Raw genomic sequence first — 18211 nt, forward strand, 5'->3', positions numbered from 1 at the left:
CGGACCGCCCGCGTGTCGGGGGCCTGGGGCTCGTCACCGTACGGAGAGGATCCCGGATCCCGGTTGGTCGGCGTCCGGCTGGGGCTCCGGCTCCCGGCCCGTCACCGTACGGCTGAGGCCCCCGCTCCCGTATGGAGGGCCCCGGGGCGAATCTGTTTGGCGCGTGCGGGACAATGGAGTACGTACTGCATTCCCCCGGGGCGATCCCCCGGACCCCCGGCCGGGGCGGCAGACGGCCGCGGGATGACACCCACGCGAGGCGGACTTTTCGTGACCCGGATCGTGATCATCGGCGGCGGCCCCGGCGGCTACGAGGCGGCTCTGGTGGGCGCCCAGCTCGGCGCGGAGGTGACCGTCGTCGACTGCGACGGCCTCGGCGGAGCCTCGGTTCTCACCGACTGCGTGCCATCGAAGACCCTGATCGCCACGGCCGAGGTGATGACCACCTTCGACTCCTCGTACGAGGAGCTGGGCATCATCGTCGCCGACGACACGCCGCACCACGAGCAGGCGGCCCGGGTCGTCGGCGTGGACCTCGGCAAGGTCAACCGGCGCGTGAAGCGCCTGGCGCTCGCCCAGTCCCACGACATCACCGCCTCCGTCACCCGGGCCGGCGCCCGGGTCATGCGCGGGCGCGGCCGGCTCGACGGGCTCCAGGCGTCGGACGGCTCCCGCCAGGTCGTCGTCACGGCGGCGGACGGCACCGAGGAGCGGCTCACCGCCGACGCAGTGCTGATAGCGACCGGCGGCCACCCCCGGGAGATCCCGGACGCGCAGCCGGACGGCGAGCGCATCCTCAACTGGACCCAGGTCTACGACCTCGACGAGCTCCCCGAGGAGCTCATCGTCGTCGGCTCCGGTGTGACCGGAGCGGAGTTCGCCGGGGCCTACCAGGCGCTCGGCTCCCGCGTCACCCTCGTCTCCTCCCGCGACCGGGTGCTGCCGGGCGAGGACCCGGACGCCGCCGCCGTGCTGGAGGACGTCTTCCGCCGCCGCGGCATGAACGTCATGGCCCGCTCCCGCGCCCAGTCCGCCAAGCGGGTCGGCGACCGGGTCGAGGTGACGCTCGCGGACGGCCGGGTCATCACCGGCTCGCACTGCCTGATGGCGGTCGGCGCGATCCCGAACACCGCGGGGATGGGCCTGGAGGAGGCCGGCGTACGGCTGAAGGACTCCGGGCACGTCCTGACCGACCGGGTCTCGCGCACCAGCGCCCCCGGCGTCTACGCGGCCGGCGACGTCACCGGCATCTTCGCGCTGGCCTCGGTCGCCGCGATGCAGGGCCGGATCGCGATGTACCACTTCCTGGGCGACGCGGTCGCCCCGCTGAACCTCAAGGCCGTCTCCGCCAACGTCTTCACCGACCCGGAGATCGCCACCGTCGGCTACAGCCAGGCCGACGTCGACGCGGGCAAGATCGAGGCCCGGGTGGTGAAGCTGCCGCTGCTGCGCAACCCGCGCGCCAAGATGCAGGGCATCCGCGACGGCTTCGTCAAGATCTTCTGCCGTCCCGGTACGGGGATCGTGGTCGGCGGCTGCGTCGTCGCGCCGCGCGCCAGCGAGCTGATCCACCCCATCTCGCTCGCGGTCGACAACAACCTGACCGTGGAACAGATCGCCAACGCCTTCACCGTGTACCCGTCGCTCTCCGGGTCCATCGCGGAGGTGGCCCGGCAGCTCCACACCCGCAAGCTCACGGGCGACGAGTGAGGGGCCGGAGCCCGGTCCCGGGGCCCTATACCACCTGAGAGGGCCCTCTCAGTACAACTTCCGTTATTCGGCGCAAACTGCTGAAAACTCACCGGCGACCAGGTTACTGTCAGTTTCGTGTTCGCTGCAGAACGTCGTCAATTGATCCTCGAAATGGTGCGCGCCAACGGGGCGGTATCGCTCCGTGAGCTCGCCCGCGTCGTCCAGACCTCCGAAGTGACCGTACGGCGGGACGTGCGGGCGCTGGAGGCAGAAGGACTCCTCGACCGCCGGCACGGCGGTGCGGTCTTGCCGGGCGGTTTCACGCGGGAGTCCGGCTTTCCGCAGAAATCCCATCTCTCCGCCGCGGAGAAGACGGCCATCGCCGATCTGGCCGCCTCGCTCGTCGGCGAGGGCGAGGCCATCGTCGTCGGCGCGGGTACGACCACGCAGGAGCTGGCCCGCCGGCTCGCGCGGGTCCCCGGTCTCACCGTGGTCACCAACTCGCTGCTGGTAGCCCAGGCGTTGGCCCATGCCAACCGGGTGGAGGTCGTCATGACCGGCGGCACCCTGCGCGGCAGCAACTACGCGCTGGTGGGCAGCGGGGCCGAGCAGTCCCTCCAGGGGCTGCGGGTCTCCCGGGCCTTCCTCTCGGGGAGCGGCCTCACCGCGGAGCGCGGCCTGTCCACCTCCAACATGCTCTCGGCCAGCGTGGACCGGGCCCTGGTGCAGGCCGCCGCGGAGGTGGTCGTCCTCGCGGACCACACGAAGCTCGGCGCGGACACCATGTTCCAGACGGTGCCGACCGAGCTGATCACCCGGCTCGTGACGGACGAACCCCCGCCCCACGACGAGCGCGCCGCCGCCGAGCTCCAGGCGCTGGCGGACCAGGGCGTGGAGGTCACCGTGGCCGGCCCCGAGGCGGACGTGGCGGCGGGAGACGGCGGAGGCTCCCCGGGGGACCGCCGTCCGCGCCGCGACATGCCGTTGCCGGGGCAGCGGCGGACGACGACGCGGAACGGGGGGCCGGTGCCGCAGTTGCGCAGCGCTTCCCCGCTGCCCGACCAGTCGCCGGGCGACCGCGCCCGGGTCGCGGACCTGCGGCGGCGCTGACTTCCGGGGCGTCGACTGTCGAGGTGCGGGCTTCCGGAGGTGCTGACTTCTGTCCCTCCGGGCCGCCGTGCCCCCGGCCCGTGAGCCGCCGCCCGACCCGTCAGGGGCCCTGCGGTGGCGGGGTGACCAGGCGGGTCAGCCGGGGGTCGACGTCGTCGGCGTGGTCGAGGGTGGGCAGGTCGTGGTCGGTGAGACCGGCCAGCTCCACCGCGGTCCGGCCGAGGGCGTGCGCTCCCTGGATCGACTGGCCATCGGCGACGGCGGCGTAGAACCGGGCTGCGTAGGTGATCGCGTCGGTGTCGCCGATGGAGTCGGACATGCCGATGGCGAAGGGGACGACGTCCAGCAGGTTCTTGGTCTGCGCCGCCGAGTGGCACGAGTTCAGCACGACCAGCAGCGGGGGATCGTCGCTCGCCCCGATGGCACGCGCGAAGGCCCCGGCCGTGATGATCGCGCCCTCGTGGCGCTGGTCCACGTCCTGCTCGAAGACGATCAGGTCCTGCGTGCTGTGGCCGGAGAAGTGCACGACGTGCGGCCGGAATTGGGTGAGGCCGTCCAGCAGACTCTCCGCGGTGGCGGCGGGATGGGCGTCCATCTCCACCAAGTCCCGGTGCAGGGCCCGCCGTACCGCCGTCCGGATACGCTCCTGCTCGCGGGCGACGCGGAGATCGCCGTCCGACGAGGCGCCCAGCATCAGCAGGCGCAACTTCTCGGGCTTCGGCGCCCGTATCTCCTTCAGCACGGCGCCCACCTGCTCCTCCGCACTCGCCATCCGGTCCTCGATCCTCTTCTGCCGTTCCGCGGACCGCCGTTCGGCCGCCCGCTGCTCACGCCGGCGCGCCCTGTCGGCGGCTTCCTGTGCCGCTGTCTGCGCACGCGCCAGTTGTGCTTCCAGGAGTGCCGCCTCCTTGCCGAGCCGGGCCGCCCTGCTGCTCCATACGACGGCGTCCCGGCCGGCCGCACCGGCCTGGCTCTCGTAACGGGCGGCGGCGCTCAGCCGCCCCCTGACCGTGTCCGGGTTCTTCGACCTGGCGGCGGCCGCCCGCTCCCGGGCCGCCCGCGACCGCTTGTCCGCCTCTCTGCGCCGGTGCTCACCGGCTTTACGCTCCGCGTCGGCGCGGGCCCTGTTCTTCCGGTCCAGCCGGCTTCGGTAATAGCTCGCACTCACGGGGCCGCCGTTCGATGACGCCGTTCTGCCGTGGGGCGGTGGATCATGGCGATGCCTCACAGCGGTGGATCATGGAATATCTCCTTCGGCGGAAAGGGTGCCCAGGTCTGATTCTCTCTACGCGTCGGCAGTTTCGGCAGGCGACTGCGATTCCTCGATTCCTCTCCCGAAGCGGGAAGTGGATTCCGTATCAGAGGTCCCAAGAACCCCAGAAGGCCCAGAAGCCCCAGGGGTTACCCTCCCTTCCGTGGTTTTCCGGGGATTCGAGATGGGCAGGATCGTGAGGCATCGGGCGGTATTGCGCCGGATGCGTGGGGTGGGGGTGTCTGCCGGGTGTGCGGCAGGCAGATGACGTCAGGGGTCATTCATGGCATCCGACCTGTTGAAAGAGATGCTGCGGACCGCCGATCCGGTCCTCTTGGCCGTCGCGTCCGATCCGTCCACGGGTGCGGACGACGGGGGCGGCGATCCGGGCGGCCATGGGTCGGGGCACCACGGCGTCGGGCACGCGCTGGTCGAGGCGGCCGCCGCCCTCTCCCTCCTCAGCGCCGGACAGCACGCCTGGCAGACGCTGAAGCGGAAGAAGGCGCAGCGCGACGGCGGTGCGACGCCGGCCTCTCCGGCCGGGTCCGCCGTCGCGCCCGGATCCCCGCCCGCGCGACCCGCGGAGCCGAGTCCTGCGCTACCACCCGCGCAGGCGCCCCCCACGCCGCCCCCGGCGTCGAGCGCGCCCGGGGTGAAGGGAGAGCTTTCGTACGCCGAAATGCTTGCGTTCGCCCGCAGCTGTGTCGCCGGCCGTTACGGCATCACGGATGAGGCGAGCCTGTCGCTGGTCGAGGACGAATTCGACGCCGACGAGATGGCCTGCCGATTCACGTTCAGAGTGTCCGGACCCGGCAGGTACCACGTGCTCCTGAAGGGGAACGGCGTCTCATGGATGCCGGTCAATTACCAGAGTTCTGCGGACTGACAGAAGGAACAGCATGAGCGACCGGTCGGGAATCCTTACCGCGCACGAGAATTTCTCGGCGCCCGTGCGCCTCGTCTCGGGAGAGACGGCGACACTGCATATATCGAATGTCCAGTTCCTTTCCGCTCCCCATGACGACCTGCTGCGCCTCGTGCATCGGAATAATCCGGTCGTCCAGCATTTCTTCGCCGTCAACGGATCCACACGGACCGAGGTCGTCCACCACCCCGGATTCGTGGCGCACGCGGGGCACGCTGCTGAACACTTCGCCTTTTCCGTCATGTATCACCTCGCGCTCAGCAACGTACTCAAAGGCATCGAGAAGAACGCGGCCCGCGACGGGGTGCCGACGTGGAACGCGGCGACGGGGCAGACCTCGGCCTTCTCGTACCACCCCGTCCACCAGATCGCGGACGGTACGGTCGCGGCCCGCTTCGGGTACACCGCGGGGAAGCACGCTTGGGGCGGCATCAGGGATGCCAGTGCGGCCGTGGAGGATCTGATCGACTGGGTGCTGCGCGAGCCCGGGCGAGGCTATTACGTCATCGAGAACGGCAGACCGCAGGCCCGGCCGGTGATCGAGCACGAGATCCGGTACCGCGACCTCACCCGGGTCTGAGCCCCCGCAGGGTCAGCCGCAGCAGCCGTCCCGCCAGCTCCGGGTCGTCCGGCGACTGCTCCGCCGCGAGCGCGATCGCGTTCGTCAGCTGGAGCAGGTCGTCGATCGAGACGTCCGCCCGCACCGAACCGCTCTCCTGGGCCCGCAGCAGCAGCCCCGCCCCCGCCTCCCGCAGCGGCAGATGGCACTGGGCGAGCGCCGAAGTCTCGTCCCGCGAGGCCGACATGAGGGCGCGGGCCAGGCCGCGGTACTCACCCGCATGAGTGATGATCGCGCCCAGCCAGTCCACCAGCGCCCGGCAGGGCGCCTGTGCCGCCGTCAGTTCCCGTGAGCGGTCCAGGAGCGAGCGCAGGGCGTCCTGGAAGACCGCGTTCATCAGGGCGTGCCGGTTGGGGAAGTGCCGGTAGAGGGTGCCGATGCCCACGCCCGCCCGCCGGGCGATGTCCTCCAGCGAGGCGTCGGTGCCGTGCTCGGCGAAGGACGCGCGGGCCTCGCCGAGCAGCCGTTCGTGGTTCCGGCGGGCGTCCGCGCGCATCGGCCGCTCCGGCTGCCGTGCCGTGCCCGTCCCCATCGAGATCGGCCCTGCCATGGCTCCCGCCCTCCCTCGGTTCCCGGGGCTCGCAGTTCTCCCGTCGGGATCCAGGATGCCACTGTGCTCGCGGGGCTTGAGCCTGTCGCACACGAAGGGGCCCGGCCCGCGTCCTGACGACGCCGGCCGGGCCCCTCCGTACGGGCGGGCGCCGTCAGTCCTTGATCTCGCAGATCAGGGCGCCGGAGGAGACGGAGCCGCCGACCTCCGCGGTGAGCCCCTTGACCGTGCCGGAGCGGTGCGCGTTCAGCGGCTGCTCCATCTTCATGGCCTCCAGGACGACGACGAGGTCGCCCTCCTTGACCTCCTGGCCCTCCTCGACCGCGACCTTGACGATCGTGCCCTGCATGGGAGAGGCGAGGCTGTCGCCCGAAGCGGCGGAACCGGCCTTCTTCGCCGCGCGGCGCTTCGGCTTGGCGCCGGCGGCGAGGCCGGTCCGGGCCAGCGACATGCCCAGCGAGGAGGGCAGCGAGACCTCCAGGCGCTTGCCGCCGACCTCGACGACGACGGTCTCGCGACCGGCCTCGTCCTCGGCGTCCGCGTCGGCGGGCGCGGCGAAGGGCTTGATCTCGTTGACGAACTCGGTCTCGATCCACCGGGTGTGGACGGTGAAGGGGTCCGAGGTGAACGCGGGGTCCGCGACCACGGCACGGTGGAAGGGGATGGCCGTGGCCATGCCCTCGACCTGGAACTCCGCCAGTGCGCGCGCCGCACGCTGGAGGGCCTGCTCACGGGTCGCGCCCGTCACGATCAGCTTGGCGAGGAGGGAGTCCCACGCCGGGCCGATGACGGAGCCGGACTCGACGCCCGCGTCCAGCCGGACGCCGGGGCCGGTCGGCGGGGCGAACGTCGTGACCGTGCCGGGGGCCGGGAGGAAGCCGCGCCCCGGGTCCTCGCCGTTGATGCGGAACTCGAAGGAGTGGCCGCGCACGGCCGGGTCGCCGTAACCCAGCTCCTCGCCGTCCGCGATGCGGAACATCTCCCGTACGAGGTCGATGCCGGTGACCTCTTCGGTGACGGGGTGCTCGACCTGGAGGCGGGTGTTGACCTCCAGGAACGAGATCGTGCCGTCGACCCCGACCAGGAACTCGACCGTGCCGGCGCCGACGTAACCGGCTTCCTTCAGGATCGCCTTGGACGCCGCGTACAGCTCGTCGTTCTGCGCCTGGGTCAGGAAGGGGGCCGGGGCCTCCTCCACCAGCTTCTGGTGGCGGCGCTGGAGCGAGCAGTCACGGGTGGAGACGACCACCACGTTGCCGTGCTGGTCGGCCAGGCACTGGGTCTCCACGTGGCGCGGCTTGTCGAGGTAGCGCTCCACGAAGCACTCGCCCCGGCCGAACGCGGCGACGGCCTCGCGCACGGCGGAGTCGTACAGCTCCGGGATCTCCTCCAGCGTGCGGGCCACCTTCAGACCGCGCCCGCCACCGCCGAAGGCGGCCTTGATCGCGATGGGCAGGCCGTTGGCCTCGGCGAACGCGACGACCTCGGCCGACCCGGAGACCGGGTCCGGCGTGCCGGCGACCAGCGGCGCGCCGGCGCGCTGGGCGATGTGCCGGGCGGCGACCTTGTCGCCGAGGTCGCGGATGGCCTGCGGCGGCGGGCCGATCCAGGTCAGGCCCGCGTCCAGCACCGCCTGGGCGAACTCCGCGTTCTCCGACAGGAACCCGTACCCCGGGTGGATGGCGTCCGCGCCGGAGTCCGCCGCGGCCTGGAGCACCTTGGCCATGTCCAGATAGCTGGCGGCCGGGGTGTCACCGCCCAGGGCGAACGCCTCGTCGGCGGCCCGGACGTGCAGAGCGTCCCGGTCCGGATCGGCGTAGACCGCCACGCTCGCGATCCCCGCGTCCCGGCACGCCCGAGCAACGCGGACAGCGATTTCGCCACGGTTGGCGATGAGCACCTTGCGCACGATGACTCCCTCCTTGAAACAAGCTGAGTTTAGGGACTACCGACACGGCGCTACGACCCGTCCCCAATGGTGAGCTTGCCCACACGGAGTGTGATCCGAGGTTTGCCCCAGTGGTGAAATCCCCTGTGGCACCACGGTACGCCGGGTTCTACAACCGCACAGTAACCACCTTGTGTGGTGCAGGTCTCTGTCTTGAAGGTCAACGCCTCAGAGTAATTCTTTGTGGACTCCCTACGAACGGCCGACGGAATTTTTGCCCGGCGTACGAGGGCGGCGTGAGTGGGGCGCGAGCCGCGCACGACCCGCGCGCGACCCCTTGTCCGGAGGTTTACCGGTGAGTAGGGTCCGCGCTATCGGGCGTACCGCGGGTAAGACCTGTCCCGTGGTCGCCGGGCCCGCTCGAACACGTACCAGGGGGTGGCGCAGTGGTGCGCAGAACGGTGGCCGTCGTGACCGCGCTCGTGCTCTTCGGGGAGGCGCTGGGCATCTTCGCGATCAACGCCGCCCTCGCCACGGTCGCCGAGAACCAGAACATGTCGCTGGCCGGGATGGACCCGAAGATGATGTCCGGCGGGACCTGGGTGCTGGGCGGGCTCTGTGCCCTGCTGCTCATCGGGTGCGGGCTGATCCCGCTGCTGGCCGGGCTCCGGGACCGCTCGCCGGGGCGCTTCGGGCGGATCGCGCTGATCGGCTGCGCGGTCACGCACGGGGTGCTCGGCGCGGTGAGCGTGGGCCTGGTGGGCTGGGCCGCGTTCGCGTTCCTGATGGCGGTGCTGGCCCTGCTGGTGTTCACCCTGCTGGCGTACGGCCCCGAGCCGCGCCCCGAGGACCGTACGAGCGATGAGGCGGCCCCGGCGGCGGCATGAGCCGCCGCCCGCCGCCGCGTACAGGTCTCAGACCCACAACTCCGTGACGGAGACGTCCAGTTCGCCCAGCAGACGGCGCAGCAGCGGCAGCGAGAGGCCGATCACGTTGCCGTGGTCGCCCTCGATGGAGTCGACGAACGGCGCCGAGCGGCCGTCCAGCGTGAAGGCCCCCGCCACGTGCAGCGGCTCGCCCGACGCGACGTACGCGGCGACCTCCGCGTCGCTCGGCTCCCCGAACCGTACGACGGTGGACGCCGTCGCCGAAGCCGTACGGCCCGAAGCGGTGTCGATCACGCTGTGCCCGGTCCGCAGGACGCCCGACCGGCCGCGCATCGCCTTCCAACGGGCGGTGGCCTCCTCGGCGTCGGCCGGCTTGCCGAGCGCCTCGCCGTCCAGCTCCAGCACCGAGTCGCAGCCGATGACCAGCGCCCCCGCCGCCTCGGGGCGCTCCGCGACCGCCGCCGCCTTGGCCCGGGCCAGCACGAGGGCCAGTTCGCCGGGCGTCGGGGCGCTCAGGGCGTCCTCGTCGACCCCGCTGACGATCACCTCGGGGGCGAAACCCGCCTGGCGCAGCAGGCCGAGGCGGGCGGGGGAGGCGGAGGCGAGCACAAGACGGCGCTGATCAGTCATACCGGCCATCGTAGAAGGGCCGGACGTCCTCGAAGACCCCACGCCATCGAGGAGTCGGGGCGCAGGGCCTCAGCGGACGCCGAGCACGAACATCGCGACCACCATCGCCAGCGCGAGCACGAAACCCGCGCGGCGCATCATGTCCTGGGCGTCGCGCAGTTCCTTCGGGGGCTTGTTCTCGGGGTCGGACCACAGCATGCTTCCGATCCTGCTGCGCCGGGCGCCGATACGCCTGAGTACGGGTACTCAACCGCATCGACGCCCGCCGGACACCCAGGCGTCGCTCAGGCCGGCCAGTACGTCCGGGCCCAGGCCCGCGGGCCCGGCCGCGGGCGGTCCGTGCGGGCGATGCGCCCCGGATCGGACCACTGCTCGGGCGGCGTCGGCGCGCCGGACGACACGGCGGCGCTCGCCGCGGCGCGGGCCCGGACCACCGCCAGGGCGGCGGCCAGCTCCTCGGGGGTCGGGTTGCCCCGTACGACCCTGATCATGGGCAGCGACCTTTCTAGAGAGGAATGTTGCCGTGCTTCTTCGGCGGCAGGGATTCCCGCTTCGTCCGCAGCTGACGCAGGCCCTTCACGATGTGGGCCCGGGTCTCGGACGGCATGACCACCGCGTCGACATAGCCGCGCTCGGCCGCCACGTACGGGTTGAGCAGCGCGTCCTCGTACGCCGCCATCAGCTCGGCGCGGGTGGCGTCGGGGTCGTCGGCGGCGGCGATGGCGCGGCGGTGCAGGATGTTCACCGCGCCCTGGGCGCCCATGACGGCGATCTGCGCGGTCGGCCAGGCCACGTTGAGGTCGGCCCCCAGGTGCTTGGAGCCCATCACGTCGTACGCGCCGCCGAACGCCTTGCGGGTGATGACGGTGATCAGCGGGACCGTCGCCTCCGCGTAGGCGTAGATCAGCTTCGCGCCGCGCCGGATGATGCCGCCGTACTCCTGGTCCACGCCCGGCAGGAAGCCCGGCACGTCGACGAAGGTGATGACGGGGACGTTGAACGCGTCGCAGGTGCGCACGAAGCGCGCCGCCTTCTCGCTCGCGTCGATGTCGAGGCAACCGGCGAACTGCATCGGCTGGTTGGCGACGATCCCGACCGGTTGCCCCTCCACCCGCCCGAAGCCGGTGATGATGTTCGGCGCGAACAGGGCCTGGGTCTCCAGGAATTCGGCGTCGTCGAGCACGTGCTCGATCGCGGTGTGCATGTCGTACGGCTGGTTCGCCGAGTCCGGGATCAGCGTGTCGAGCTCGCGGTCCTCGTCGGTGACGGCGAGGTCCGCCTCCTCCGGGAACGCCGGGGCCTCGGAGAGGTTGTTCGAAGGCAGGTAGGAGAGAAGGGACTTGACGTACTCGATGGCGTCCTTCTCGTCGCCCGCCATGTGGTGCGCCACCCCGGAGGTAGTGTTGTGCGTACGGGCTCCGCCCAGCTCCTCGAAGCCCACGTCCTCGCCGGTGACCGTCTTGATGACGTCGGGTCCGGTGATGAACATGTGCGAGGTCTGGTCCACCATCACCGTGAAGTCGGTGATCGCGGGGGAGTACACCGCACCGCCCGCGCACGGGCCGACGATCAGCGAGATCTGCGGGATCACCCCGGAGGCGTGCACGTTGCGGCGGAAGATCTCCGCGAACAGCCCGAGGGCCGCCACGCCTTCCTGGATGCGCGCCCCGCCGCCGTCGTTGATGCCGATGACCGGACAGCCGGTCTTCAGCGCGAAGTCCATCACCTTGACGATCTTCTCGCCGTAGACCTCGCCGAGGGAGCCGCCGAAGATGGTGAAGTCCTGCGAGTACACGCAGACCGGGCGGCCGTCGACCGTGCCGTACCCGGTGACGACGCCGTCGCCGTACGGGCGGTTCTTCTCGATGCCGAAGTTGGTGGAGCGGTGCCGGGCGAACTCGTCGAGCTCCACGAAGGAGCCCTCGTCCAGCAGGAGATCGACCCGCTCACGGGCCGTCAGCTTGCCCTTGGCGTGCTGCTTCTCGACCGCGCGGGCCGAACCCGCGTGCGTCGCTTCGTCAATGCGGCGCCTCAGGTCCGCGAGCTTGCCCGCGGTGGTGTGGATGTCGCTCTGCGGCTCGGACATCGGGGGGCGGCTCCCTGCCTGGTCACGGGGGACGACGACCGGTAGCGGTCGGCTACTGACTCGTAGGGTATCGGCGCGTCTGCGGAAAGGCAGTGCGTCCTTTGCCACACCTAGGGTGGCTTGCATGACACCACCGGATGCGCCACACAACCGCTGGTCGGACCTCGACCGGCCGCCCCTGAACGTGACCGCGCTGCGCCGCGGGCTGCTGCGCCCGGACGCGCTCTGGAGCGAGCTGGAGGTGGTGGAGAGGACCGGCTCGACCAACTCCGACCTGGCCGAGCGCGCCCGCTCCGGCGACCTGGCCGAGGGCGCGGTCCTGGTCGCCGAGGAGCAGACCGCCGGACGCGGCCGGCTGGAGCGGACCTGGACCGCGCCGCCCCGCTCCGGGCTGTTCTTCTCGGTGTACCTGGAGCCCGGCGACGTACCGGTGGAGCGGTGGGGGTGGGTGCCGCTGCTCGCCGGGGTCGCCGCCGCGACCGGGCTCGCCAGGTCGGCCGGCGTCGACACGTCGCTGAAGTGGCCCAACGACCTGCTGGTCACGGTCCCCGGAGGCTCCGGCGAGCGCCGTCCGGGGGAGATGCCGCCGGGCGATGAGCGCAAGGCGGGCGGCATCCTCGGCGAGTTCGCCGGGGACGGCATCGTCGTCGGCCTCGGCATCAACGTCTCGCTGCGCGCCGACGAGCTCCCCGCCCCCACCGCCGGGTCCCTGGCCCTGGCCGGAGCCGTCTCCACCGACCGGGAGACCCTGCTGCGGGCCGTCCTGCGCTCGCTGGAGCACTGGTACGGGGAGTGGAAGGCGGCGGGCGGCGACGCGGCCGCGAGCGGGCTCCAGGCGGCGTACGCGGCCGGGTGCGCGACCCTGGACCGGACCGTGCGGGCGGAGCTGCCGGGCGGGACGTCGCTGGTGGGGCAGGCGGTCGCGATCGACGGCGACGGGCGTCTCGTGCTCTCCACGGAGGGCGGGCTCCAGCAGCCGGTGTCGGCGGGCGACATCGTGCACCTGCGCGGCGCGGAGGGCGGGCTGATCTGAGACGCCCGGACGCCGGTACGCGAAGGGGTCCGGAGGTCTGGACAGGGCCCGGACGCCGGTACGTGATCGGGCCGGGTGAGTCGTACGCGAAGGGGCTCGGGCAAGGGGTGGATACCGCGTAACCGGTAGATGTCACGCGCGACGCACCCGTATCGGGCGACCAAGGACGTGAGCTAGGGCACACCTGCCGTATTGTTGAGGCGATCCAGCGACAGATCACTGTTGAGGCGATCAGCGACAGATCGGCAGGCAGTGCGCAGGGAACGGGCAGGAGGCGGCTGGTGACCGTCGGCGACACGACGTCCGGCGCGGGCGAGGAGCCCTCGTCGGACTCCTCGGTCCATGCCACCCCGCATCTCGAGGTCGACCACACGGCCGAGCCGACCGACGATCCCCTCGCGATCCGGCTCGAAGCCCTGATCCTCGGGGCGGACCGCCGCTACACGCCCTTCCAGGCCGCCCGCACCGCCGGTGTCTCCATGGACCTGGCCTCGCGTTTCTGGCGGGCCATGGGCTTCGCGGACATCGGCCAGGCCAAGGCGCTCACCGAGGCCGACGTGCTGGCCCTGCGCCGGCTCGCCGGTCTGGTGGAGGCGGGGCTGCTCAGCGAGCCGATGGCGATCCAGGTGGCCCGCTCCACCGGGCAGACCACCGCGCGGCTGGCGGAGTGGCAGATCGACTCGTTCCTGGAGGGGCTCACCGAGCCGCCCGAGCCGGGGATGACGCGCACCGAGGTCACGTATCCGCTGGTGGAGCTGCTGCTGCCGGAGCTCCAGGAGTTCCTGGTCTATGTGTGGCGGCGGCAGCTGGCCGCCGCGACCGGGCGGGTCGTGCAGGCGGCGGACGACGACGAGATGGTCGACCGGCGGCTCGCCGTGGGCTTCGCGGACCTGGTCGGCTTCACCCGGCTGACCCGGCGGCTGGAGGAGGAGGAGCTCGGGGAGCTGGTCGAGTCCTTCGAGACGACCGCCGCCGACCTGGTCGCCGCGCACGGCGGACGGCTCATCAAGACCCTCGGCGACGAGGTGCTCTTCGCCGCCGACGACGCGGGCACGGCCGCCGAGATAGCGCTCCGGCTGATCGAGGCGATGTCCCAGGACGAGACGATGCCCGCCCTGCGCGTCGGCATCGCCTTCGGCACGGTCACCACCCGCATGGGCGACGTCTTCGGCACCACGGTGAACCTGGCCAGCCGGCTCACCTCGATAGCTCCGAAGGACGCCGTCCTGGTGGACGGGGCGTTCGCCAAGGAGCTGGTCCGGCACGGGGACGCCCCGGAGTCCGAGGCCCAGGCCGCCGAGGAGGTCACGGCGGCCGCCGAGCGGGCCCGGCTGGCCGAGAAGGAGGGCCGGTCGGCCGCGGACGAGCCGCCGCTGCCCACGTACCGCTTCGGACTCCAGCCGATGTGGCAGCGGCCGGTGCGCGGGCTCGGGGTCGTGGAGCCGTGGCTGCTGGCCCGGCGGGGGAAGACGGGGTCCTGACGCCCTCGCGTCGCCGGGCGCGCTGTGCGGCCCGCTGCGCGCACTGTGCGGCCTCCTTCGTTACGGCTCCGCTCCCGGCTCGGCCTGTCCGTTCCCGGGGCGCTCTGTCTAGGATCCCTGTCGGTAACGCTCGTTAACCGGCGTTCACCGGTGTCGTCCACCGGCAGTCGACCGACAGGGGTGCAGTCATGACCGTCACGTCCGAGCAGCGGTTCGGGGAGTTCGTCGCCGTACGGCGTCATGAGGGCCAGGAGCACGTGGCCGAGCTGGTGCTCGACCGGCCCAAGGCCATGAACGCCGTCTCCACCGACATGGCCCGCTCCATCGCCGCCGCCTGCGACGCGCTCGCCGCCGACCGGGACGTGCGGGTCGCCGTCCTCACCTCCAGCCATGAGCGGGCCTTCTGCGTGGGGGCCGACCTCAAGGAGCGGAACTCCTTCACCGACGCCGAGCTGGTACGCCAGCGGCCCACCGCCCGCGCCGCCTACACCGGCGTCCTGGAGCTGCCGATGCCCACGATCGCCGCCGTGCACGGCTTCGCCCTCGGCGGCGGCTTCGAACTGGCCCTCGCCTGCGATGTGATCGTCGCCGACGCCACCGCCGTGGTCGGCCTGCCCGAGGTGTCGGTGGGTGTCATCCCCGGCGGCGGGGGTACCCAGCTGTTGCCGCGCCGGGTGGGTGCGGCGCGCGCCGCCGAGCTGGTGTTCACCGCCCGCCGGGTGGAGGCCGCCGAGGCGCGGGAGCTGGGCCTGGTCGACGAGCTGGTCGAGGCGGGCCGGGACCGGGAGGAGGCGCTCGCCCTGGGCGGCCGGATCGCCGCGAACTCGCCGGTCGGGCTGCGCGCCGCGAAGCGGGCCCTGCGGCTGGGGCACGGGCTCGACCTGCGGGCCGGCCTGGAGGTGGAGGACGCGGCCTGGCGGTCGGTGGCCTTCTCCGGGGACCGGGCGGAGGGCGTGGCAGCCTTCAACGAGAAGCGGAGCCCGCGGTGGCCGGGTGAGTGACCTGACCTGACCTGACCTGACCTGACCTGACCTGATCCGATCTGGCCGGGTCGTGGCGAGAATTAGTGAGAATTAGTTGCGCATCAAACTGATCAAAAGGGAACAAATCTACATAAGCTGTACAGATGGGTGGTGATGATGCGCGGCTGCGGGCCGTGGTTTCGCTTGCGCAGGCGATGGCCGCGGCCTACACGCCGCGCGAGTCGTGGCGGGCGGCCGCGCTGGGGGCCTGCGAGGCGCTCGGCGGCAGCTTCGCCGCGCTCTCGGTGTGGGAGCGGGACCGGGGCAGGCTGCGGGTCCTGGTGAACGCGGGGCAGCGGGCCGAGGGGGAGGAGGAGTTCCCCGAGGAGGAGACCTACCCGGTCCACGAGTTCCCGGAGATCACCGAGTTCCTGCACGAGCGCTGGGCCGGCGGCGGGGAGCCCGACGCCTGGGTGGAGACCGCGGACGGCCAGGCGGGCGCGGGCGGCCCGGCGCGCGGCGCACGCCCGTACTGCCATCAGCGGGTCGCCGCCCTGCGGCGGCGCGGCCGGGGCTGCTGCGTGGTCGCGCCGATCGTGCTGCACGGCCGGGCCTGGGGCGAGCTGTATGTGGCGCGCCCGGCCGGGAAGCCGGTGTTCGACCGGGACGACGCGGACTTCGCGACCGTGCTCGCCGCCGTCGTGGCCTCCGGGGTCGCCCAGACCGAACGGCTGGAGGAGGTCCGCAAGCTCGCCTTCACCGACCCGCTGACCGGCCTCGCCAACCGCCGCGCCGTCGACCTCCGCCTCGACGAGGCGATCGAGGCGCACCGTGACAAGGGGACCGTGGTCAGTCTCGTCGTCTGCGACCTGAACGGCCTCAAGGCGGTGAACGACACCCATGGGCACGCGGTCGGCGACCGGCTGCTGGAACGTTTCGCCTCCGTGCTCTCGCTGTGCGGCGCGATGCTGCCGGACGCGCTGGCGGCCCGGCTCGGCGGCGACGAGTTCTGCCTCCTCGCGGACGGGCCCCCGGCGGACGACGTGGTGGGGGCGGCCACCGAGCTGTGTGACCGGGCGGCGGTGATCGAGCTCGGCGACGGGGTGGCCTGCGGGGTCGCGTCGACCGGCGACCCGATCGGCCCGGTGCGCTCGGCCCGCCGGCTGTTCCGGCTGGCGGACGCGGCGCAGTACCGGGCCAAGGCCGCCCGCTCGCTGCGCCCGGTGGTGGCCGGGCGGGACGGCGAGGTGATCCGGCTGGCCGACTCCCCGCCGAAGTCCGCGCACGACCGGCGCCGGCTGCGCGGGAACCGGCCGTGAGCGATGGGCGGCCGTGAGCGGGAACCGGGCGTGAGCGGTGGCCGGCGCGGGCCCCGGAAGCTGTAAGGGGCCCAGCGCCGAACCACTAGTGACATAGCGGGTTTCAATCCGTACGCTGCTGAATATGGATATGCACACTGTCGTGGTGGGGACGTCCGGAACCACCGCCGAGGACGTCGTCGCCGTGGCCCGCCACGGCGCCCGGGTCGAGCTCTCCACCGCAGCCGTGGACGCGCTGGCCGCCTCCCGCCTCATCGTCGACGCGCTCGCGGCGAAGCCCGAGCCGGTCTACGGCGTCTCCACCGGCTTCGGCGCCCTCGCCAGCCGCCACATCAGTCCCGAGCTGCGCGCCCAGCTCCAGCGCAACATCGTCCGCTCGCACGCGGCCGGCATGGGACCCCGCGTCGAGCGCGAGGTGGTGCGCGCGCTGATGTTCCTGCGGCTCAAGACGGTCGCCTCCGGCCACACCGGCGTACGCCCCGAGGTCGCGCAGACCATGGCGGACGTGCTGAACGCGGGCATCACGCCCGTCGTCCACGAGTACGGCTCGCTCGGCTGTTCCGGCGACCTGGCCCCCCTCTCGCACTGCGCGCTCACCCTGATGGGCGAGGGCGACGCGGAAGGCCCGGACGGCACCGTCCGCCCCGCCGGCGAACTCCTCGCCGCGCACGGCATCACCCCGGTCGAGCTGCGGGAGAAGGAGGGCCTGGCCCTCCTCAACGGCACGGACGGCATGCTCGGCATGCTGGTCATGGCCCTCGCCGACCTGCGTAACCTCTACACCTCGGCCGACATCACCGCCGCCCTCTCCCTGGAGGCGCTGCTCGGCACGGACAAGGTCCTCGCCCCCGAGCTGCACGCCATCCGCCCGCACCCCGGCCAGGGCGTCAGCGCGGACAACATGCTCCGGGTGCTCGCCGGTTCGGGCTTGACGGGCCATCACCAGGACGACGCGCCCCGGGTCCAGGACGCCTACTCCGTACGCTGCGCCCCCCAGGTCAACGGCGCGGGCCGCGACACCCTGGACTACGCGGCCGTGGTCGCCGGGCGCGAACTGGCCTCCTCCGTGGACAACCCGGTCGTCCTGCCCGATGGCCGGGTCGAGTCCAACGGCAACTTCCACGGCGCGCCCGTCGCGTACGTCCTGGACTTCCTCGCCATCGTCGCCGCCGACCTCGGCTCGATCTGCGAGCGCCGCACCGACCGGCTGCTCGACAAGAACCGCTCGCACGGGCTGCCGCCGTTCCTCGCGGACGACGCCGGGGTCGACTCGGGGCTGATGATCGCCCAGTACACCCAGGCCGCCCTGGTCAGCGAGATGAAGCGGCTCGCGGTCCCCGCCTCCGCCGACTCCATCCCGTCCTCCGCGATGCAGGAGGACCACGTCTCCATGGGCTGGTCGGCCGCGCGCAAGCTCCGTACCACCGTGGACAACCTGGCGCGGATCGTCGCCGTCGAGCTGTACGCGGCCACCCGGGCCATCGAGATCCGGGCCACCGAGGGCCTCGTCCCCGCCTCCGCCTCGCAGGCCGCCGTGGTCGCGCTGCGGACGGCGGGGGCCGAGGGCGCGGGCCCGGACCGCTTCCTCGCGCCGGACCTGGCCGCCGCCGAGACGTTCGTACGGGAGGGGCGTCTGGTCGCGGCCGTGGAGCCGGTCACGGGGCCGCTGGCCTGAGCCGGTTCCGTACGTACGGGGAAGGGCTGCCGCACCGGGGGGTGCGGCAGCCCTTTTCCGTGCCTTTCCGTGTGCGTACGGGCTCGGGGAGCCGGTCGGGCC

Annotated in this window: 17 protein-coding genes; 10 read left to right on the forward strand and 7 right to left on the reverse strand. The window is 72.3% G+C overall.

Features of this window, described 5'->3' with window-relative positions; genetic code table 11:
* Window positions 1-270: 270 nt before the first annotated feature.
* Window positions 271-1710, forward strand: a complete 1440-nt coding sequence (locus tag ACLJPL_RS19115) for an NAD(P)H-quinone dehydrogenase (protein WP_411082023.1) — start codon at window positions 271-273, stop codon at window positions 1708-1710.
* Between the two features lie 117 nt (window positions 1711-1827).
* A complete protein-coding gene (locus ACLJPL_RS19120; RefSeq protein WP_411082024.1) occupies window positions 1828-2802 on the forward strand; it encodes a DeoR/GlpR family DNA-binding transcription regulator in 975 nt (324 codons plus the stop codon).
* Between the two features lie 100 nt (window positions 2803-2902).
* Here ACLJPL_RS19120 and ACLJPL_RS19125 read toward each other — a convergent pair whose 3' ends face one another.
* Entirely contained in the window at window positions 2903-3970 is a 1068-nt protein-coding gene (locus tag ACLJPL_RS19125) for a hypothetical protein (RefSeq protein WP_411082025.1), read from the reverse strand.
* Window positions 3971-4337: 367 nt separating this feature from the next.
* On the opposite strand from ACLJPL_RS19125, the gene ACLJPL_RS19130 reads away from it, so the two are divergent.
* Together ACLJPL_RS19130 and ACLJPL_RS19135 are read left to right on the forward strand one after the other, a co-directional pair.
* On the forward strand, window positions 4338-4940 hold the full coding sequence (locus ACLJPL_RS19130) for a hypothetical protein (RefSeq protein WP_411082026.1): 603 nt from the start codon (window positions 4338-4340) through the stop codon (window positions 4938-4940).
* 13 nt (window positions 4941-4953) lie between these two features.
* Window positions 4954-5559: a hypothetical protein gene (locus ACLJPL_RS19135; RefSeq protein ID WP_411082027.1), complete on the forward strand. Its 606-nt coding sequence runs from the start codon at window positions 4954-4956 to the stop codon at window positions 5557-5559.
* Here the strand turns inward: ACLJPL_RS19135 and ACLJPL_RS19140 are convergent.
* Both ACLJPL_RS19140 and ACLJPL_RS19145 read right to left on the reverse strand, forming a co-directional pair.
* Window positions 5546-6148: a TetR/AcrR family transcriptional regulator gene (locus tag ACLJPL_RS19140; protein ID WP_411082028.1), complete on the reverse strand. Its 603-nt coding sequence runs from the start codon at window positions 6146-6148 to the stop codon at window positions 5546-5548. The two genes, ACLJPL_RS19135 and ACLJPL_RS19140, sit on opposite strands and share 14 nt — an antisense overlap.
* A gap of 154 nt (window positions 6149-6302) precedes the next feature.
* A complete protein-coding gene (locus ACLJPL_RS19145) occupies window positions 6303-8057 on the reverse strand; it encodes an acetyl/propionyl/methylcrotonyl-CoA carboxylase subunit alpha (protein ID WP_411082029.1) in 1755 nt (584 codons plus the stop codon).
* 440 nt (window positions 8058-8497) lie between these two features.
* On the opposite strand from ACLJPL_RS19145, the gene ACLJPL_RS19150 reads away from it, so the two are divergent.
* Window positions 8498-8923, forward strand: a complete 426-nt coding sequence (locus ACLJPL_RS19150; protein ID WP_411082148.1) for a hypothetical protein — start codon at window positions 8498-8500, stop codon at window positions 8921-8923.
* Between the two features lie 27 nt (window positions 8924-8950).
* Here the strand turns inward: ACLJPL_RS19150 and ACLJPL_RS19155 are convergent, their stop codons facing one another.
* The 4 genes from ACLJPL_RS19155 to ACLJPL_RS19170 form a co-directional block, all read right to left on the reverse strand.
* Window positions 8951-9562: a nucleoside triphosphate pyrophosphatase gene (locus tag ACLJPL_RS19155; RefSeq protein ID WP_411082030.1), complete on the reverse strand. Its 612-nt coding sequence runs from the start codon at window positions 9560-9562 to the stop codon at window positions 8951-8953.
* A 60-nt stretch (window positions 9563-9622) separates the two neighbouring features.
* A complete protein-coding gene (gene mmpB / locus ACLJPL_RS19160) occupies window positions 9623-9751 on the reverse strand; it encodes a morphogenic membrane protein MmpB (RefSeq protein WP_411082031.1) in 129 nt (42 codons plus the stop codon).
* An 86-nt stretch (window positions 9752-9837) separates the two neighbouring features.
* Entirely contained in the window at window positions 9838-10044 is a 207-nt protein-coding gene (locus ACLJPL_RS19165; protein WP_411082032.1) for an acyl-CoA carboxylase epsilon subunit, read from the reverse strand.
* A gap of 14 nt (window positions 10045-10058) precedes the next feature.
* Window positions 10059-11639: an acyl-CoA carboxylase subunit beta gene (locus ACLJPL_RS19170; protein ID WP_411082033.1), complete on the reverse strand. Its 1581-nt coding sequence runs from the start codon at window positions 11637-11639 to the stop codon at window positions 10059-10061.
* A gap of 124 nt (window positions 11640-11763) precedes the next feature.
* Between ACLJPL_RS19170 and ACLJPL_RS19175 the strand changes: the two genes are divergently transcribed.
* The 5 genes from ACLJPL_RS19175 (at window position 11764) to hutH (ending at window position 18109) form a co-directional block, all read left to right on the forward strand.
* Window positions 11764-12672 (forward strand): biotin--[acetyl-CoA-carboxylase] ligase, encoded by a 909-nt coding sequence (locus ACLJPL_RS19175; protein WP_411082034.1) that lies wholly within the window; start codon window positions 11764-11766, stop codon window positions 12670-12672.
* Window positions 12673-12953: 281 nt separating this feature from the next.
* Window positions 12954-14153 (forward strand): adenylate/guanylate cyclase domain-containing protein, encoded by a 1200-nt coding sequence (locus tag ACLJPL_RS19180; protein WP_411082035.1) that lies wholly within the window; start codon window positions 12954-12956, stop codon window positions 14151-14153.
* Between the two features lie 188 nt (window positions 14154-14341).
* Complete coding sequence (locus tag ACLJPL_RS19185; protein ID WP_411082036.1) at window positions 14342-15154, forward strand: enoyl-CoA hydratase/isomerase family protein; 813 nt, start codon at window positions 14342-14344, stop codon at window positions 15152-15154.
* A gap of 125 nt (window positions 15155-15279) precedes the next feature.
* Window positions 15280-16434: a diguanylate cyclase domain-containing protein gene (locus tag ACLJPL_RS19190; RefSeq protein ID WP_411082037.1), complete on the forward strand. Its 1155-nt coding sequence runs from the start codon at window positions 15280-15282 to the stop codon at window positions 16432-16434.
* A 124-nt stretch (window positions 16435-16558) separates the two neighbouring features.
* Entirely contained in the window at window positions 16559-18109 is a 1551-nt protein-coding gene (hutH, locus tag ACLJPL_RS19195) for a histidine ammonia-lyase (RefSeq protein WP_411082038.1), read from the forward strand.
* The last annotated feature ends 102 nt before the right edge of the window (window positions 18110-18211 follow it).

The sequence above is a fragment of the Streptomyces sp. cmx-18-6 genome, from assembly GCF_046548915.1.
In the GTDB taxonomy this organism is placed as follows: domain Bacteria; phylum Actinomycetota; class Actinomycetes; order Streptomycetales; family Streptomycetaceae; genus Streptomyces.

Coding starts and splice junctions, on each gene's coding strand:
- ACLJPL_RS19170 (WP_411082033.1), bottom strand. CDS start 11,639: ATGTCCGAGCCGCAGAGCGACATCCACACCACCGCGGGCAAGCTCGCG.
- ACLJPL_RS19190 (WP_411082037.1), top strand. CDS start 15,280: ATGGGTGGTGATGATGCGCGGCTGCGGGCCGTGGTTTCGCTTGCGCAG.
- ACLJPL_RS19135 (WP_411082027.1), top strand. CDS start 4,954: ATGAGCGACCGGTCGGGAATCCTTACCGCGCACGAGAATTTCTCGGCG.
- mmpB (WP_411082031.1), bottom strand. CDS start 9,751: ATGCTGTGGTCCGACCCCGAGAACAAGCCCCCGAAGGAACTGCGCGAC.
- ACLJPL_RS19155 (WP_411082030.1), bottom strand. CDS start 9,562: ATGGCCGGTATGACTGATCAGCGCCGTCTTGTGCTCGCCTCCGCCTCC.
- ACLJPL_RS19130 (WP_411082026.1), top strand. CDS start 4,338: ATGGCATCCGACCTGTTGAAAGAGATGCTGCGGACCGCCGATCCGGTC.
- ACLJPL_RS19185 (WP_411082036.1), top strand. CDS start 14,342: ATGACCGTCACGTCCGAGCAGCGGTTCGGGGAGTTCGTCGCCGTACGG.
- ACLJPL_RS19165 (WP_411082032.1), bottom strand. CDS start 10,044: ATGATCAGGGTCGTACGGGGCAACCCGACCCCCGAGGAGCTGGCCGCC.
- ACLJPL_RS19175 (WP_411082034.1), top strand. CDS start 11,764: ATGACACCACCGGATGCGCCACACAACCGCTGGTCGGACCTCGACCGG.
- ACLJPL_RS19140 (WP_411082028.1), bottom strand. CDS start 6,148: ATGGCAGGGCCGATCTCGATGGGGACGGGCACGGCACGGCAGCCGGAG.
- hutH (WP_411082038.1), top strand. CDS start 16,559: ATGGATATGCACACTGTCGTGGTGGGGACGTCCGGAACCACCGCCGAG.